At 52.9% G+C, this 17,665-nt stretch carries 14 protein-coding genes and 1 pseudogene; all 15 read left to right on the top strand.

What is annotated here, in order from left to right:
- Position 1: 1 nt before the first annotated feature.
- The 15 genes and pseudogenes from wcaE to galF all read left to right on the top strand — a co-directional run bounded on the left by wcaE (position 2) and on the right by galF (position 17,549).
- Positions 2 to 748: a colanic acid biosynthesis glycosyltransferase WcaE gene (wcaE, locus tag I6L74_RS00725; protein ID WP_059179540.1), complete on the top strand. Its 747-nt coding sequence runs from the start codon at positions 2 to 4 to the stop codon at positions 746 to 748.
- 15 nt (positions 749 to 763) lie between these two features.
- A complete protein-coding gene (gene wcaF / locus I6L74_RS00720) occupies positions 764 to 1,312 on the top strand; it encodes a colanic acid biosynthesis acetyltransferase WcaF (protein WP_015959667.1) in 549 nt (182 codons plus the stop codon).
- A 24-nt stretch (positions 1,313 to 1,336) separates the two neighbouring features.
- Positions 1,337 to 2,458: a GDP-mannose 4,6-dehydratase gene (gmd, locus tag I6L74_RS00715; protein WP_059179541.1), complete on the top strand. Its 1,122-nt coding sequence runs from the start codon at positions 1,337 to 1,339 to the stop codon at positions 2,456 to 2,458.
- 2 nt (positions 2,459 to 2,460) lie between these two features.
- Positions 2,461 to 3,426 carry a GDP-L-fucose synthase gene (gene fcl, locus I6L74_RS00710; protein ID WP_059179542.1) on the top strand — a complete coding sequence of 322 codons (966 nt, stop codon included), beginning with the start codon at positions 2,461 to 2,463 and terminating at the stop codon, positions 3,424 to 3,426.
- A gap of 2 nt (positions 3,427 to 3,428) precedes the next feature.
- Positions 3,429 to 3,902, top strand: a pseudogene (locus I6L74_RS00705) (GDP-mannose mannosyl hydrolase); the annotation flags it as partial.
- 125 nt (positions 3,903 to 4,027) lie between these two features.
- Positions 4,028 to 5,251 (top strand): colanic acid biosynthesis fucosyltransferase WcaI, encoded by a 1,224-nt coding sequence (wcaI, locus tag I6L74_RS00700; protein WP_059179544.1) that lies wholly within the window; start codon positions 4,028 to 4,030, stop codon positions 5,249 to 5,251.
- Positions 5,252 to 5,253: 2 nt separating this feature from the next.
- Positions 5,254 to 6,690: a mannose-1-phosphate guanyltransferase gene (cpsB, locus tag I6L74_RS00695; protein WP_059179545.1), complete on the top strand. Its 1,437-nt coding sequence runs from the start codon at positions 5,254 to 5,256 to the stop codon at positions 6,688 to 6,690.
- Between the two features lie 129 nt (positions 6,691 to 6,819).
- Entirely contained in the window at positions 6,820 to 8,190 is a 1,371-nt protein-coding gene (gene cpsG / locus I6L74_RS00690) for a colanic acid biosynthesis phosphomannomutase CpsG (protein WP_059179546.1), read from the top strand.
- Positions 8,191 to 8,238: 48 nt separating this feature from the next.
- Positions 8,239 to 9,633 carry an undecaprenyl-phosphate glucose phosphotransferase gene (wcaJ, locus tag I6L74_RS00685; RefSeq protein ID WP_059179547.1) on the top strand — a complete coding sequence of 465 codons (1,395 nt, stop codon included), beginning with the start codon at positions 8,239 to 8,241 and terminating at the stop codon, positions 9,631 to 9,633.
- Between the two features lie 145 nt (positions 9,634 to 9,778).
- Positions 9,779 to 11,257: a colanic acid undecaprenyl disphosphate flippase WzxC gene (wzxC, locus tag I6L74_RS00680; RefSeq protein WP_059179548.1), complete on the top strand. Its 1,479-nt coding sequence runs from the start codon at positions 9,779 to 9,781 to the stop codon at positions 11,255 to 11,257.
- An 86-nt stretch (positions 11,258 to 11,343) separates the two neighbouring features.
- Entirely contained in the window at positions 11,344 to 12,624 is a 1,281-nt protein-coding gene (gene wcaK / locus I6L74_RS00675) for a colanic acid biosynthesis pyruvyl transferase WcaK (RefSeq protein ID WP_059179549.1), read from the top strand.
- Complete coding sequence (wcaL, locus tag I6L74_RS00670; RefSeq protein ID WP_059179550.1) at positions 12,621 to 13,841, top strand: colanic acid biosynthesis glycosyltransferase WcaL; 1,221 nt, start codon at positions 12,621 to 12,623, stop codon at positions 13,839 to 13,841. Before wcaK ends, wcaL begins: the two co-directional genes overlap by 4 nt.
- A gap of 12 nt (positions 13,842 to 13,853) precedes the next feature.
- On the top strand, positions 13,854 to 15,251 hold the full coding sequence (wcaM, locus tag I6L74_RS00665; RefSeq protein WP_059179551.1) for a colanic acid biosynthesis protein WcaM: 1,398 nt from the start codon (positions 13,854 to 13,856) through the stop codon (positions 15,249 to 15,251).
- Positions 15,252 to 15,439: 188 nt separating this feature from the next.
- Positions 15,440 to 16,435, top strand: coding sequence for an NAD-dependent epimerase/dehydratase family protein (locus I6L74_RS00660; protein WP_059179552.1), 996 nt, complete (start codon positions 15,440 to 15,442; stop codon positions 16,433 to 16,435).
- Positions 16,436 to 16,652: 217 nt separating this feature from the next.
- Positions 16,653 to 17,549, top strand: coding sequence for a GalU regulator GalF (galF, locus tag I6L74_RS00655; RefSeq protein ID WP_059179553.1), 897 nt, complete (start codon positions 16,653 to 16,655; stop codon positions 17,547 to 17,549).
- Positions 17,550 to 17,665: the final 116 nt, after the last annotated feature.

Below are 17,665 nucleotides of genomic sequence, written 5' to 3'. Positions count from 1 at the left end.
TATGTTTCTAAGCGTCATTACTGTCGCCTTTCGCAATCACGAAGGGGTAGTAAAAACCTGGCGCTCGCTGCGCAACCTGGCACGCGATCCCAGCCTCACGTTTGAATGGATTGTGGTCGACGGCGGTTCAAACGATGGCACGGCTGAATTTCTCGAAAAACTTAACGGGGAGTTCAACTTACGCTACATCAGTGAGAAAGATAAAGGCATCTACGATGCGATGAATAAAGGCATCGAGATGGCGCAAGGGCGCTATGCCATTTTCCTGAATTCTGGCGATATCTTCCACGAAGACGTGGCGCTGTTTGCGCGTCAACTTGCACGCCAGAAAGACGACGCCATGGTTATCGGTGATGCGCTACTGGATTTTGGTGACGGCAATAAAGTGTGCCGTAGCGCGAAACCCGGCTGGTATATCTATCATAGTTTACCGGCAAGCCATCAGGCAATTTTCTTCCCGACAGCCGGGCTGAAAAAACAGCCCTATGATTTGCAATATAAGGTGTCATCTGATTATGCGCTGGCTGCCAGCCTGTATAAATCAGGTTATCCGTTCCGTCGAATTAAAGGCCTGGTGTCTGAATTCTCCATGGGCGGCGTGTCAACCTCGAATAATCTGGAATTATGTCAGGATGCCAAAAAAGTGCAGCGCAATATATTACGCGTGCCGGGCTTCTGGGCGGAATTATCCTATTTATTCCGTCTGAAAACGACGGGCAAAACGAAAGCCTTATATAACAAAATCTGAATATAAGGGAAGGTTATGCAGGATCTCAGTGGTTTTTCCGTTCCCAAAGGATTTCGGGGCGGCAATGGAATTAAGGTGCAATTGTGGTGGGCTGTGCAGGCAACATTATTTGCCTGGTCGCCGCAGGTTTTGTATCGCTGGCGCGCTTTTTTGCTGCGAATGTTTGGCGCAAAAATCGGCAAAAATGTGGTTATTCGTCCGTCAGTCAAAATTACGTATCCGTGGAAATTAACGCTCGGTGATTATGCCTGGGTAGGGGATGACGCGGTGTTATACACCCTGGGTGAAATTACCATCGGCGCACATTCCGTGGTGTCTCAGAAGTGTTATTTGTGTACCGGCAGTCATGATTTTATGAGTCCGCATTTTGATATTAACGCCACGCCGATTGTGATTGGCGAAAAATGCTGGCTGGCGACGGATGTCTTTGTTGCACCTGGTATTACTGTTGGCGATGGCACGGTTATTGGTGCACGCAGCAGCGTTTTTAAATCGCTACCGGCAAATAAGATTTGCCGTGGCAACCCCGCAGTGGTGATACGCGAACGCGTTGAAACTGAATGAATTCATAAGTAGAGGAAAATAAACATGTCTAAAGTCGCTCTCATCACCGGCGTTACCGGACAGGATGGTTCTTATCTGGCGGAGCTTTTGCTGGAAAAAGGGTATGAAGTTCACGGTATCAAACGTCGTGCTTCGTCGTTCAATACCGAACGTGTGGATCATATCTACCAGGATCCGCATTCCGCTAACCCTAAATTCCATCTGCATTACGGCGACCTGACCGACTCCTCCAACCTGACCCGTATTCTGCAGGAAGTGCAGCCCGATGAAGTGTACAACCTGGGTGCGATGAGCCACGTAGCGGTCTCGTTTGAATCCCCGGAATACACCGCGGATGTTGATGCCATGGGCACGCTGCGTCTGCTGGAAGCCATTCGCTTCCTGGGTCTTGAGAAGAAAACCCGTTTCTACCAGGCATCCACCTCTGAGCTGTACGGTCTGGTACAGGAAATCCCGCAGAAAGAGACCACGCCGTTCTACCCGCGCTCGCCGTATGCTGTCGCTAAACTGTACGCTTACTGGATCACCGTGAACTACCGTGAATCCTATGGCATGTACGCCTGTAACGGTATTTTGTTCAACCACGAATCCCCACGTCGTGGCGAAACCTTCGTGACCCGCAAAATCACCCGTGCGATCGCTAACATCGCTCAGGGCCTCGAGAAGAAACTGCACCTCGGCAACATGGATTCCCTGCGTGACTGGGGCCATGCGAAAGACTACGTGAAAATGCAGTGGATGATGTTGCAGCAGGAGAATCCGGAAGATTTCGTGATTGCGACCGGCGTGCAGTATTCCGTGCGTCAGTTCGTTGAGATGGCCGCAGCGCAGCTGGGTATCAAATTACGTTTCGAAGGCACCGGCGTTGAAGAGAAGGGCGTTGTGGTTTCTGTGACTGGCCATGATGCACCGGGCGTGAAACCGGGCGATGTGATCGTTGAAGTTGACCCGCGTTACTTCCGTCCCGCTGAAGTTGAAACGCTGCTCGGCGATCCCACCAAAGCGCATGAAAAACTGGGCTGGAAACCGGAAATTACGCTGCAGGAAATGGTGTCTGAAATGGTGGCCAAGGATCTCGAAGCGGCGAAAAAACACTCCCTGCTTAAGTCCCATGGCTACGAGGTTGCCATCGCGCTGGAGTCCTGAGAATGACCAAACAACGTATTTTTGTCGCCGGTCATCGTGGGATGGTGGGATCTGCCATCGTCCGTCAGCTTGAACAGCGCGGTGATGTAGACGTCGTGGTGCGTACCCGCGACGAGCTGAACCTGCTTGACGGTCAAGCCGTGCAGGCATTCTTTGCGAACGAACGTATCGATCAGGTGTATCTGGCGGCGGCAAAGGTTGGCGGCATTGTCGCCAACAATACCTACCCGGCGGATTTCATCTACGAAAACATGATGATTGAGAGCAACATTATTCACGCCGCGCATATGCACAACGTGAATAAGCTGCTGTTCCTGGGCTCTTCATGCATTTATCCGAAGCTGGCGAAGCAGCCGATCGCAGAGAGCGAACTACTGCAGGGCACGCTTGAAGAGACCAACGAGCCCTACGCGATTGCCAAGATTGCCGGTATCAAACTGTGCGAATCCTACAACCGCCAGTATGGCCGCGACTACCGTTCGGTGATGCCGACCAATCTGTACGGTCCGCACGATAACTTCCACCCGAGCAATTCGCACGTGATCCCGGCGCTGCTGCGTCGTTTCCACGAAGCGACGGCGGAAAGCGCGCCTGACGTGGTGGTGTGGGGGAGCGGCACGCCGATGCGCGAGTTCTTGCACGTTGATGACATGGCCGCTGCCAGCATTCACGTGATGGAGCTAGACAGCGAAGTGTGGCAGGAAAATACCGAGCCGATGCTTTCGCACATCAACGTCGGGACCGGTGTGGATTGCACTATTCGCGAGCTGGCGCAGACCATCGCGCACGTGGTGGGCTACAAAGGCCGCGTGGTGTTTGATGCCACCAAGCCGGACGGCACACCGCGCAAACTGCTGGACGTAACGCGTCTGCATCAGCTCGGCTGGTACCACGAGGTGTCACTTGAGCAGGGGCTGGCAAGCACCTACCAGTGGTTCCTGGAAAACCAGCACCGCTTCCGGGGGTAAACATGTTTTTAAGTCAGGAAGATTTTGCCACGGTAGTGCGTTCTACCCCGCTGATATCCATCGATTTGATTGTGGAAAACGAGCGAGGGGAGTTTCTGTTGGGTCAACGAACCAATCGCCCTGCGCAAGGGTACTGGTTCGTCCCAGGTGGACGCGTACAGAAGGATGAACGGCTTGAGCGCGCTTTCGAGCGCCTTACGCTGGCGGAACTGGGGCTGGGCCTGCCGATGACGGCAGGCCAGTTTTACGGGATCTGGCAGCACTTCTATGACGATAACTTTTCCGGCACGGATTTCAGCACCCATTACGTGGTGCTCGGTTTTTGCCTGAAAGTGAATCAGGCCGATCTGAATCTGCCTGATTCACAACATGATGCTTACCGCTGGCTGACGCCCGATGCTCTGCTGGCAAGCGATAACGTGCATGACAACAGCCGCGCGTACTTCCTTGCAGAGCGTCAGGCTGAGGCACCGGGTTGTAACACGAAATCTTTCAGCCTGAATCAAGGCGGCAAGTCTGGGAATTCTCAGGAGCTTGCTGAAGCAAGTGACTGGGGTGAGCAGACGCGGCCAACGCAGAGTCAGGTTGAAGGATGAAGTGTATGAAGATTTTGGTGTATGGCATCAACTACTCACCTGAACTGACCGGTATCGGTAAATACACCGGTGAAATGGTCGAGTGGATGGCGAGCCAGGGTCACGAGGTGCGGGTCATTACGGCCCCGCCGTACTATCCGGAGTGGAAAGTCGGCGAACGTTACTCCAGCTGGCGCTATCGCCGTGAAGTGGGCAATGCCACCGTCTGGCGCTGTCCGCTGTACGTGCCTAAACAGCCTTCGACGTTGAAGCGTCTGATTCATCTGGGCAGCTTTGCGCTCAGCAGCTTCTTCCCGCTGATGGCGCAGCGTCGCTGGAAGCCAGACCGTATTATCGGCGTAGTGCCCACGCTTTTTTGCACGCCAGGCATGCGCCTGCTGGGCAAACTCTCGGGTGCCCGTACGATCCTGCATATCCAGGACTACGAAGTTGACGCGATGCTCGGCCTGGGCATGGCGGGTAAAGGCAAGAGCGGCAACGTGGCCAAACTCGCCAGCGCCTTTGAGCGCAGCAATCTGCATAACGTCGATTACGTCTCCACGATCTCGCGCTCAATGATGAACAAAGCGCTGGAGAAAGGCGTCCCGGCTGAAAAAATGATTTTCTTCCCTAACTGGTCAGAAGTGGCCCGTTTTCGCGATGTAAGTGAGAGCGATGCGCTGGCATTGCGCGCCCAGCTCGGTTTACCTGCCGATCAAAAAATCATTCTTTACTCAGGCAACATCGGTGAAAAACAGGGGCTGGAAAGCGTCATCGACGCTGCCTCACAGCTGAGTAACCAGCCCTGGACATTCGTGATTGTCGGGCAGGGTGGCGGTAAAGCGCGCCTGGAGAAAATGGTCAGCGAACGCGGCCTGAACAACGTGAATTTTTTCCCGCTTCAGTCCTACGAGGCACTGCCTGCGTTACTGAAGATGGGCGATTGCCATTTGGTCGTGCAAAAGCGCGGCGCGGCGGATGCAGTACTGCCGTCAAAATTAACCAACATTTTGGCCGTCGGCGGCAACGCGGTGATCACTGCGGAGCCGGAAACCGAACTCGGCCAGCTGTGCGATACCTACCCGGAGATTGCTGTTTGCGTTGAACCGGAATCAGTCCCTGCGCTGGTCGCGGGCATTGAAAGGGCACTCGCTATGCCAAAACAGAACACGGTGGCACGTCAATATGCCGAACGCACGCTCGAAAAAGAGAACGTGCTTAGCCAATTTATTGCAGATATACGGGGATAAACATGAGTCAAAATAAACTTTACCCGGTTGTGATGGCGGGTGGCTCTGGTAGTCGGTTGTGGCCGCTGTCCCGCGTGCTTTATCCAAAACAGTTCCTTTGCCTAAAAGGGGAACTCACCATGTTGCAAACCACGGTGTCGCGCCTGAACGGCGTGGAGTGCGAAAGCCCGGTGGTGATTTGCAACGAGCAGCACCGTTTTATCGTAGCGGAACAGCTGCGTCAGCTGAACAAGCTGACTGAAAACATCATTCTTGAACCGGCAGGGCGTAATACTGCACCGGCCATCGCGCTGGCGGCGCTTGCGGCAAAACGCAGCAGCCCGGATTGCGATCCCCTGATGCTGGTACTGGCAGCGGACCATGTGATCCAGCAGGAAGATGCCTTCCGCGAGGCGGTTCGTGCCGCGATCCCTTACGCCGAAAGCGGCAAACTGGTCACTTTCGGTATCGTGCCGGATCTGCCGGAAACCGGCTACGGCTACATTCGTCGTGGTGATGTGACGCCGGGCAAAGGCGATAGCGTGGCGTTTAACGTGGCGCAGTTTGTCGAAAAACCGAATCTCGATACCGCCCAGGCGTATGTCGCAAGCGGTGAATATTACTGGAACAGCGGTATGTTCCTGTTCCGCGCGGGACGTTATCTGGAAGAGCTGCAAAAATATCGCCCGGATATTCTGAGCGCATGCGAAAAAGCCATGGCTGTTGTTGACCCGGATCTGGACTTTATCCGCGTGGATGAAGCGGCATTCCTGGCCTGTCCGGAAGAGTCGGTGGATTACGCGGTGATGGAGCGTACCGCGGATGCCGTGGTGGTACCGATGGACGCAGGCTGGAGCGACGTGGGTTCTTGGTCTTCGCTGTGGGAAATCAGCGCACACACGCCGGAAGGCAACGTGCATCACGGCGATGTGATCAGCCACAAAACAGAAAATAGCTATGTTTACGCTGAATCCGGTCTTGTGACCACGGTGGGCGTGAAAGATCTGGTCGTCGTCCAGACCAAAGATGCGGTGCTGATTGCCGATCGCAACTCCGTGCAGGACGTCAAAAAAGTGGTCGAGCAGATCAAAGCCGACGGTCGTCACGAGCACCATATTCATCGCGAAGTCTATCGTCCGTGGGGCAAATATGACTCCATCGATGCAGGCGATCGCTATCAGGTCAAACGCATTACCGTGAAACCGGGCGAAGGGTTATCGGTACAAATGCATCATCACCGAGCTGAGCATTGGGTTGTCGTGGCGGGCACCGCCAAGGTGACAATTAACGGCGAGATCAAGCTGCTGGGTGAGAACGAGTCTATTTATATCCCGTTGGGTGCGAAGCACTGCCTGGAAAACCCAGGGAAAATTCCTCTCGATCTGATTGAAGTGCGTTCCGGCTCGTATCTCGAAGATGACGACATCGTGCGCTTCGAAGATCGCTACGGCCGGGTTTAGCGCTAATTAGCCTTTTTCGCGTGGCGGGTGCGCTGATGCTCTGCAACGCGAAATCAAAGGGTTATTCATTTTAAAAATAAAATCTCCTGAACAGGAGAGGGCCGACTGTTGCCTTAAAAAGGGGTCATCATGGAAAAGTTAACCTGTTTTAAAGCCTACGATATTCGCGGCAAGCTGGGCGAAGAGCTGAATGAAGACATCGCGTGGCGCATTGGCCGTGCGTATGGCGAATATGTAAAACCAAAAACAATCGTGTTGGGCGGCGATGTGCGTCTGACCAGCGAGGCGCTTAAGCTGGCGCTGGCAAAAGGGTTGCAGGACGCAGGGGTGGATGTGCTGGATATCGGCCTGTCCGGAACCGAAGAGATTTATTTCGCCACCTTCCATCTGGGCGTTGATGGCGGGATTGAAGTGACCGCCAGCCATAACCCGATGGACTACAACGGGATGAAGCTGGTGCGCGAGGGGGCTCGCCCGGTCAGCGGCGATACCGGTCTGCGTGACGTGCAGCGACTGGCGGAGGCGAATGACTTCCCGCCGGTCAACGAAGCGAAACGCGGCAGCTACACACAAATCGACATGCGCAAAGCGTACATCGACCATCTGCTCGGCTACATCAACGTGGATAATCTTAAACCGCTGAAGCTGGTGATTAACTCCGGCAACGGCGCGGCGGGTCCGGTGGTTGATGCGCTGGAAGCCCGTTTTAAAGCACTGAACGTTCCCGTCACCTTTATCAAAGTCCATAACACGCCGGACGGCAATTTCCCGAACGGGATCCCGAATCCACTGCTGCCGGAATGCCGCGCCGATACCCGTAGCGCGGTGATTGAGCATGGAGCCGATCTGGGCATCGCCTTTGACGGCGATTTCGACCGCTGCTTCCTGTTCGACGAGAAAGGCCAGTTTATTGAAGGCTATTACATCGTCGGCCTGCTGGCCGAGGCATTCCTCGAGAAAAATCCGGGGGCCAAAATCATTCACGATCCGCGTCTGTCCTGGAACACCGTTGACGTGGTGAGTGCCGCAGGCGGCCAGCCGGTGATGTCGAAAACCGGTCACGCGTTTATCAAAGAGCGTATGCGCCAGGAAGATGCCATCTATGGCGGTGAGATGAGCGCTCACCACTACTTCCGCGATTTTGCCTACTGCGACAGCGGGATGATCCCGTGGCTGCTGGTGACAGAGCTGCTGTGCCTGAAAGGCCAGACGCTGGGCGAGCTGGTGCGTGACCGTATGGCGGCCTTCCCGGCGAGCGGAGAGATCAACAGCAAGCTTGAGAAGCCTGCAGAAGCGATCGCCCGCGTGGAGCAACATTTTGCACCGCAGGCGCTGGAGATTGACCGCACCGACGGGATCAGCATGGCGTTCCCGGAGTGGCGTTTCAATCTGCGCTCGTCCAATACGGAGCCCGTTGTGCGTCTGAACGTGGAGTCGCGGGCAGACACGGCGCTGATGGAGGCGCGAACACAGGACATTCTGGCGCTGTTGAAACAGTAATCCTTGCCCCCTTCCGCTGGAAGGGGGAACCCGAAAACAGGACCAACGATGACAAATCTAAAAAAGCGCGAGCGAGCCAAAACGAATGCATCGTTAATTTCTATGGTGCAGCGTTTTTCTGACATTACCATCATGTTCGGTGGGCTGTGGGTGGTATGTAAGGTCAGCGGGCTGCCGTTTTTATACATGCACCTGTTGATGGCGCTGATTGCGCTGGTGGTATTCCAGATGATCGGCGGCATGACGGATTTCTACCGTTCGTGGCGCGGCGTCAAAATCACGACAGAACTGATGTTATTGCTGCAAAACTGGACGCTGAGCCTGATTTTCAGCGCCGGTCTGGTGGCCTTTAGCAGCGATTTCGATAACAGCCTTATGACGTATCTCTGCTGGTATCTGCTCACCAGCGTTGGGTTAGTGGTCTGCCGATCGCTGATCCGCTTTGGCGCGGGCTGGCTGCGTAATCGCGGTTATAACAAGCGCTTTGTCGCCGTCGCGGGCGATTTGCCGGTGGGACTGGCGCTGCTGGACAGCTTCCGCAAAGAACCCTGGCTGGGGCTGGACGTAGTAGGTGTTTATCACGATGCAAAACCGGGCGGTGTACCGTCTGAATGGGCGGGCAATATCGAACAGCTCGTTGAAGATGCGCGGGCCGGGAAAATCCATAACGTCTATATCGCGATGCCGATGAGCGAGGAACGCAGTATTCGTAATCTGATGCGCGAACTGGCTGATACCACCTGTTCGGTGAGTCTTATTCCTGACGTGTTTACCTTTAACATTTTGCATTCCCGTGTTGAAGAAGTTAACGGCGTGCCGGTGGTGCCGCTGTACGACACGCCGCTTTCCGGCATTAACCGTGTCCTGAAACGTCTGGAAGATATCGTACTCGCTACTCTGATTTTACTGCTTATTTCGCCGGTACTGTGCGGGATAGCGCTGGCGGTCAAAGTCAGCTCGCCCGGCCCGATTATCTTCCGCCAGACGCGCTATGGCATGGACGGGAAGCCGATCAAAGTGTGGAAGTTCCGCTCCATGAAGGTGATGGAAAATGACAGTGTGGTGACTCAGGCGACGCAAAACGATCCGCGTGTCACCCGCGTGGGTAACTTTCTGCGCCGAAGCTCGCTGGATGAGTTGCCGCAGTTCATCAACGTGCTGACCGGTGGGATGTCGATTGTGGGGCCACGTCCGCATGCGGTTGCGCACAACGAAGAGTATCGCGCGCTCATTGAGGGCTATATGTTGCGCCATAAAGTGAAGCCAGGCATTACCGGCTGGGCGCAGATCAATGGCTGGCGCGGTGAAACGGACACGCTGGAAAAAATGGAAAAACGTATTGAGTTCGATCTGGAGTACATCCGTGAGTGGAGCGTCTGGTTCGATATCAAAATCGTATTCCTGACGATCTTTAAGGGCTTTGTGAATAAAGCAGCTTATTAAATGCCTTCCTCACCAGGCTACATTGTTTGCCATTTTGAACCCGTGCAGCGCTCAACATTCCCACGTACGCGCCGGATGTTGTGTACTGACGGTGTTCAAACTGGCTGCGCCAGTATCGCCTCTGAGAAGGTATGAAGGAACAGTCATGAGCTTACGTGAAAAAACCATCAGCGGCGCCAAGTGGTCGGCTATCGCCACGGTGATTATCATCGGCCTCGGGCTGGTGCAGATGACCGTGCTGGCACGCATTATTGATAATCATCAGTTTGGTCTGTTGACCATCTCGCTGGTGATTATCGCCCTGGCCGATACGCTGTCGGATTTTGGTATCGCCAATTCGATTATCCAGCGCAAAGAGATTAGCCACCTTGAACTGACCACGCTTTACTGGCTGAACGTTGGGCTGGGGATTGTGGTCTGCGTTACGGTGTTTTTGCTGAGCGGATTGATTGGCGACGTGCTGAATAACCCTGACCTGGCGCCGCTGATCCGCACGCTTTCGCTTGCCTTTGTGGTGATCCCGCATGGACAGCAGTTCCGCGCATTAATGCAAAAAGAGCTGGAGTTCAGCAAAATCGGCACGATCGAAACGACCTCGGTGCTCGCGGGGTTCACTTTCACCGTCGTGAGTGCGCATTACTGGCCGCTGGCGATGACGGCGATTCTGGGTTATCTGGTCAATACCGCCGTGCGAACCCTGCTGTTCGGCTATTTTGGCCGGAAGATCTATCGTCCGGGATTGCATTTCTCGCTGGCGTCAGTGTCTTCTAACCTGCGTTTTGGTGCGTGGCTGACCGCCGACAGCATTATCAATTACGTAAACACCAACCTCTCTACGCTGTTTCTGGCGCGCATTCTCGGTGCCAGCGTGGCGGGGGGGTATAACCTCGCTTACAACGTGGCGGTCGTCCCGCCGATGAAGCTGAACCCTATTATCACGCGTGTTCTGTTCCCGGCGTTTGCCAAAATTCAGGACGATACCGAGAAGCTGCGCGTCAATTTCTACAAGCTGCTGTCGGTGGTGGGGATTATTAACTTCCCGGCGCTGCTTGGGCTGATGGTGGTCGCCAATAATTTTGTTCCGCTGGTGTTTGGCGAGAAGTGGAGCGGCATTGTGCCGATTCTGCAGTTGCTCTGCGTTGTCGGTTTGCTGCGTTCAGTCGGTAATCCGATTGGCTCGCTGCTGATGGCAAAAGCGCGCGTTGATATCAGCTTCAAATTCAATGTGTTCAAAACGTTCCTGTTTATCCCGGCGATTGTCGTCGGTGGTCATATGGCAGGCGCGATTGGCGTGACGCTTGGCTTCCTGCTGGTGCAAATCATCAATACCGTTCTGAGCTATTTCGTGATGATCAAACCCGTGCTGGGCTCCAGCTATCGTCAGTACATTCTGAGTTTATGGTTGCCGTTTTACCTGTCGCTGCCGACGCTGGCGGTGAGCTATGGCCTGGGCGTTGTACTCAATGGCCATCTGCCGCTGGGAACGCTGCTGGCGACGCAAATTGCTGCCGGTGCGCTGGCCTTTGTGGTGATGATTGTGCTGTCCCGAAACGCGCTGGTGGTCGAAATGAAACGCCAGTTTTGCCGTAGCGAGAAGATGAAAACGCTGCTTCGTGCAGGCTAATTATTTCTCCCTCTCGAGTCGGAGAGGGCCGGGGTGAGGGCACTGCGCCGCACCCCATGGATCCAGAACCCCTTTAAGAGGTCATTATGAAATTACTGATTCTTGGCAATCATACTTGTGGCAACCGTGGCGATAGCGCCATTTTACGCGGGTTGCTGGATGCCATTAACATACTTGCGCCAGAGACCGACGTTGATGTGATGAGCCGCTATCCGGTGAGCTCATCGTGGTTGCTTAACCGCCCGGTGATGGGTGATCCGCTCTACAGCCAGATGAAAGAACATAACAGCGCGGCAGGTGTGATGGGCCGTGTGAAGAAAGTGCTGCGCCGTCGTTATCAGCACCAGGTGTTGCTCTCGCGTGTGACCGATACCGGCAAGCTGCGCAATATCGCTATCGCCCAGGGCTTTACTGATTTTGTCCGTCTGCTGTCGGGCTATGACGCGATTATTCAGGTCGGCGGGTCGTTCTTTGTTGATCTGTACGGTGTGCCGCAGTTTGAGCACGCGCTGTGTACTTTTATGGCGAAAAAACCGCTGTATATGATTGGTCACAGCGTGGGGCCGTTCCAGAATCCGCAGTTCAACCAGCTGGCAAATTATGTCTTTGGCCATTGCGATGCGCTGATTCTGCGCGAGTCTGTCAGCCTCGACCTGATGAAACGCAGCGATATCGACACCTCAAAGGTGGAGCACGGCGTGGATACCGCCTGGCTGGTGGATCATCAGGTTCAGAATTTTGAGCCGAGCTATGCGGTTCAGCACTGGCTGAACGTGGTTGGACAGCAGAAAACTGTCGCCATTACGCTGCGCGAACTGGCACCGTTTGATAAGCGTCTGGGGACCACTCAGGCTGCATATGAGAAAGCCTTTGCAGAGGTGGTGAATCGCGTGCTCGATAGCGGCTATCAGGTGCTGGCGCTGTCGACGTGTACGGGAATTGACAGTTACAACAAAGATGACCGCATGGTGGCGTTGAATCTGCGTCATCTCGTTAACGATCCGTCGCGTTATCACGTGGTGATGGATGAACTGAACGATCTGGAAATGGGTAAACTCCTTTCTGCCTGCGACCTGACTGTCGGCACGCGTTTGCACTCTGCGATTATTTCGATGAATTTTGGTACGCCAGCCATTGCGATCAATTACGAACACAAATCAGCGGGCATCATGCAGCAGCTGGGGATGCCGGAGATGGCGGTGGATATTCGCCATCTGCTCGACGGCTCGCTTGGGGCGATGGTGGGCGATACGCTGGGACAACTCCCTGCCATCAACGAACGTCTTGCGGTGGCCGTTAAAGCCGAACGTGAAAACGGAATCGGAATGGTGAAATCCGTGCTCGACCGCATCGGGGAGGGGAAATGAAGGTTGGTTTCTTTTTACTGAAGTTTCCGCTGTCGTCAGAGACGTTTGTGTTAAACCAAATCACCGCGTTTATCGATATGGGATATGACGTGGAAATTATCGCCCTGCAAAAGGGCGATACGCAAAACACGCACGCAGCCTGGACGGAATATGGGCTGGAAGCAAAAACACGCTGGTTGCAGCATGAACCCCAGGGGCGACTGGCGAAACTGCGCTACCGTGCGAGCCAGACGCTGCGCGGATCCTTTCGAGCGTCCACCTGGAAAGCGCTGAATATTTCCCGTTACGGTTCTGAATCGCGCAATTTGATTCTGTCGTCGATTTGCGGTCAGACAACTAAGCCGTATCACGCAGACGTCTTTATCGCCCATTTCGGTCCAGCGGGCGTTACCGCTGCGAAACTCCGCGAACTTGGGGTGATTGACGGTAAAATTGCGACTATTTTCCACGGGATTGATATCTCCAGCCGGGAAGTGCTTAACCATTACACGCCTGAATATCAGCAGCTGTTCCGTCGCGGCGATATGATGCTGCCGATCAGCGACCTGTGGGCGGGTCGGTTGAAAAACATGGGCTGTCCCGGTGAGAAAATTACCGTATCGCGGATGGGCGTAGACATGGAACGCTTTACGCAGCGCGCGGTAAAAGTACCCGGCAAGCCACTGCAAATTATCTCCGTTGCGCGTCTGACCGAGAAAAAAGGGCTGCACGTCGCCATTGAAGCCTGTCGTCAGCTCAAAGCCCGTGGCGTGGATTTCCACTATCGCATTCTCGGGATTGGCCCGTGGGAACGACGCCTGCGCACGCTTATCGAACAATATCAGCTTGAAGGCTACGTCGAGATGCCGGGTTTTAAGCCCAGCCACGAAGTGAAAGCCATGCTCGATGACGCCGACGTATTTTTACTTCCGTCGGTGACCGGTGCGGATGGCGACATGGAAGGTATCCCCGTCGCGCTGATGGAGGCGATGGCGGTAGGAATCCCGGTGGTATCGACCGTACACAGCGGGATCCCGGAACTTATCGAACCGGGCCATTCCGGCTGGCTGGTACCCGAAAATAACGCGCTCGCGCTAGCGGACAGGCTGGCCGCCTTTAGCCACATCGAGCAGCAGGAGCTGGTTCCTGTCCTGCGTAATGCGCGACAGAAAGTCGAAGCCGAATTCAATCAGCAGGTAATTAATCGTCAGTTAGCGAGCCTGTTACACACGCTTTAACGCCGAGGAAATATGCTGAAAAAACTCACCCGACGCACCTTTGTTACGTCTTGTACGCTGCTGGCCGCCGCGCCGCTACTCCATTCTCGCGTGGCGCGCGCTGCTGGCAGCGGGGCGGTCAATATCAGCCAGTACAATCCTAAAGACTGGATTGCCTCTTTTAAGCAGGCTTTCTCAGAGAGCGATACGGTTATCGTTCCTGCCGGATTAACCTGCGAAAATATTAACACCGGTATTTTTATTCCCGATGGCAAAACGCTGCTGATTCGCGGTGCGCTGACCGGCAATGGACGCGGGCGTTTCGTCCTTCAGGAAGGCAGCAAAGTGATCGGCGAAGGGAAAGGGCGCACCGAAAATATAACCCTGGACGTGCGCGGCTCTGATTGCGTTATCCAGGGGCTGGCGATGAGCGGCTTTGGGCCGGTTACGCAAATCTACATTGGCGGTAAAAAGCCCAGAGTGATGCGTAATCTGCTGATCGACAATATTACCGTTACGCAGGCGAACTACGCGATTTTGCGACAAGGCTTCCACAATCAGGTGGACGGCGCGCGCATAACGAACAGTCGCTTCAGCCATCTGCAGGGCGATGCCATTGAGTGGAACGTGGCCATCAACGACCGCAATATTCTGATTTCTGACCATGTTATCGACAACATTAACTGTACGAATGGCAAGATTAACTGGGGTATTGGAATCGGCCTGGCGGGAAGCACCTATGACAATGATTACCCTGAGAAGCAAACCGTCAAAAACTTTGTCGTCGCGAACATTACGGGAAGCAACTGTCGACAACTCGTGCATGTCGAAAACGGTAAACATTTTATTATCCGCAATGTAAAAGCGAAAAATATCACCCCTGACTTCAGTAAAAAGGCGGGAATCGATAACGCTACGGTGGCTATTTACGGATGCGATAATTTCGTTATTGATAATGTCGACATGGTTAATAGTGCAGGAATGTTAATTGGTTACGGGGTGATTAAAGGCGACTATTTGTCGATACCTCAAAACTTTAAGCTCAATGACATTCGACTCGATAACAGCCAGCTTGATTATAAACTGCGCGGCATTCAGATCTCATCCGGCAATGCGACGTCGTTTGTCGCCATCACCAACCTTGAAATGAAACGCGCAACGCTTGAACTTCATAACAAGCCCCAGCATCTCTTTTTGCGAAATATCAATGTCATGCAGGAGGCGGCTATCGGCCCTGCGCTGAAGATGAACTTTGACCTGCGCAAAGATGTTCGTGGCAAATTTATGGCTAAGGACGAAACCCTGCTGTCGCTGGCAAACATCAAAGCCGTGAATGAAAAGGGGCAAAGTTCGGTCGATATTGATAGGGTTGATCAGCAGGTGGTGAACGTTGAAAAACTAAACTTCTCCCTCCCGGCCAAAGGGAGATGATCCCTGCGTTGTTCCAGGAATGGACAGGGGAAACTGCGCCCCTTAAATTTTGTTACTGAATACACTGAAGTTAGGGTCTATAATCCCGGCCAGTATTTCGCATCGCAATTTCGTCTATGCGCGGCACCTCATGGAAGATTCCTAACGATGACCAGGGGATGCTCTCAACTTAACTCAATGAGTGATTTATGAAGGATAAAGTTTTATTTATTGGCGCATCTGGATTTGTTGGCACCCGACTGATTGAGATTACGCAGAGTGATTTTGAAGTCACAAACTTAGATAAGCAACAAAGCTACTTTTACCCAGATATCACAGTGTTGGGTGATGTAAGACATCAAGAACAACTTGATCAGGCTTTGGCAGGATTCAGTACTGTTGTACTGCTTGCGGCTGAACATCGTGATGATGTGAGCCCGACCTCGCTCTACTATGACGTGAATGTTCAGGGTACGCGCAATGTTCTCGCCGCGATGGAAAAAAATGGTGTAAAGAACATTATTTTCACCAGTTCGGTAGCGGTCTATGGTTTGAACAAAGTCAATCCAGACGAAACGCACCCACACGATCCCTTCAATCATTACGGCAAAAGTAAATGGCAGGCGGAAGAAGTTCTGCGCGAATGGTTCAATAAAGCGCCGCAGGAAAACTCCCTGACCATTATTCGTCCGACGGTTATTTTTGGCGAACGTAACCGTGGCAATGTTTACAATTTGCTTAAGCAGATTGCAGGCGGGAAATTTGCGATGGTTGGGGCGGGTACTAATTTTAAATCAATGGCTTACGTGGGTAATATCGTCGATTTCATCAAGTTTAGGCTGATAAATATTAAGCCTGGCTATGATGTTTACAATTACGTTGACAAACCTGATCTGAACATGAACCAACTTGTCTCTGAAGTTGAGAAAAGTCTGAATAAAAAAATCCCTTCTGTCCATCTTCCTTATGCACTTGGCATGTTGGGTGGATACTGTTTTGATCTGTTAAGCAAAGTCACTGGCAAAAAATACGCAATCAGCGCTGTCCGCGTGAAGAAGTTCTGTGCGACGACTCAGTTTGATGCCAGCAAAGTTCATAGCTCTGGCTTTACAGCACCGTATTCACTTTCGGAAGGCCTCGATCGCACTTTAAAGCATGAGTTTGTCAATGAGCAAAAAGACGATGTGACTTTTGTCTCTGAGTAGGCATTGGCTAAGTGCGATTTCTCGGAAAAAGGTAAGGAAAAGCGGTCACAGAGCAGGATTCCGATTATTCTGGATCTAATCTTACGTTTAATAAGGCTAAGTAGCTCTTACTCAATTAACAATGTGATTCGCATGCGACATTTATCAGACCTCATTAACTAGGCTGTTTTCCTGTTTGAGTCTATAATTCGTCAACCATTTTAAGGTGGAAGTAACAATGATTAATTTGAAAGCAGTCATTCCGGTAGCGGGCTTAGGCATGCATATGCTGCCAGCCACAAAAGCGATTCCAAAAGAGATGCTACCGATCGTCGACAAGCCGATGATTCAGTACATCGTTGATGAGATTGTTGCTGCAGGGATCAAAGAAATCGTTCTGGTAACCCATTCCTCTAAGAATGCGGTCGAAAACCACTTTGATACGTCTTACGAGCTTGAAGCGCTGCTTGAGCTGCGCGTTAAGCGTCAGCTACTGGCCGAAGTGCAGTCTATCTGCCCGCCAGGCGTGACCATCATGAACGTTCGTCAGGCACAGCCTCTGGGTCTGGGACACTCTATCCTTTGTGCTCGTCCAGTAGTTGGTGATAACCCATTCATCGTTGTACTGCCAGATATCATTCTGGACAATGCTTCTGCTGATCCACTGCGTTACAACCTGGCCGCGATGGTGGCACGTTTTAACGAGACTGGTCGTAGTCAGGTGCTGGCAAAACGCATGAAAGGTGACCTTTCTGAGTACTCTGTCATCCAGACTAAAGAACCGCTGGATTCTGAAGGGCAGGTCAGCCGTATCGTTGAGTTTATTGAAAAACCCGATCAGCCGCAGACGCTGGATTCCGATCTGATGGCAGTAGGGCGTTATGTTTTGAACGCGGATATCTGGGCAGAGCTTGAAAACACCGAGCCAGGCGCATGGGGTCGTGTCCAGTTGACGGATGCAATCGCTCAACTGGCGAAGAAACAGTCCGTTGATGCGATGCTAATGACCGGCGACAGCTATGATTGCGGTAAGAAAATGGGCTATATGCAAGCATTTGTGAACTACGGCCTGCGCAATCTGAAGGAAGGACAGAAGTTCCGTAACAGCATCCAGAAATTACTTACTAATGATTGATCAGTTATTCTGTTTGTAATCTGTTCTACAGTAGCGGCAACCTGTCATTCTGAGTCGATTTTTTCTCAAGAAAGGCAGTTGCTGCTATTTTTTTACTTCCATTAAAACAGTAGCTT

This window comes from Lelliottia amnigena (assembly GCF_019047465.1).
GTDB classification, from domain to species: Bacteria; Pseudomonadota; Gammaproteobacteria; order Enterobacterales; family Enterobacteriaceae; genus Enterobacter; species Enterobacter amnigenus.
The sequence above is the reverse complement of the archived record's forward strand: the minus strand, read 5'-3'. Positions and strand labels throughout refer to the sequence as shown.